Source organism: Stenotrophomonas sp. A3_2 (genome assembly GCF_036624925.1).
Taxonomy (GTDB): Bacteria; Pseudomonadota; Gammaproteobacteria; order Xanthomonadales; family Xanthomonadaceae; genus Stenotrophomonas; species Stenotrophomonas hibiscicola.
The window spans coordinates 1-349 of the sequence record NZ_JAZKVY010000152.1; the positions used below are offsets into that span (position 1 = coordinate 1).

1 protein-coding gene is annotated in these 349 nt (G+C 75.4%); it reads right to left on the reverse strand.

The features are described from left to right. A partial coding sequence (locus R5H29_RS04630; RefSeq protein ID WP_332328836.1) for a hypothetical protein occupies window positions 1–349 on the reverse strand: 349 nt, incomplete at both ends.

Consider the following 349-nt stretch of genomic DNA (forward strand, 5'->3'; position numbering starts at 1 on the left):
ACGAAGGCGGCGCCGGCATCGCCTCGGCCGGCCGCGAGCAGCGCGGAGAGCAGCAGGATGCCGCCGAGCGTGACGGCGGCCGGGCGCCATAGCGTGGGCGCGCGGCGGAGGGCCACGGCGAGGAGCGCGGCGGCGGCGGCCAGGGCGAGCGCCATGGCGGCCAGCGGCGGATTGTGGAGGTTGACCCCGAGTACGTGGTGCAGGGTGAGCCAGAGCAGGGATTTTTCGCCGGCGAGACGGATGGCGCAGGCCAGGATGAGGCCGGGCGCGCCGTAGGCCCCCGGTTCCCGGTGGGCGACGCCGACGAGGAAATAGGCGGCGAGGCCGGCCAGTAGCAGGAGATGGGCCA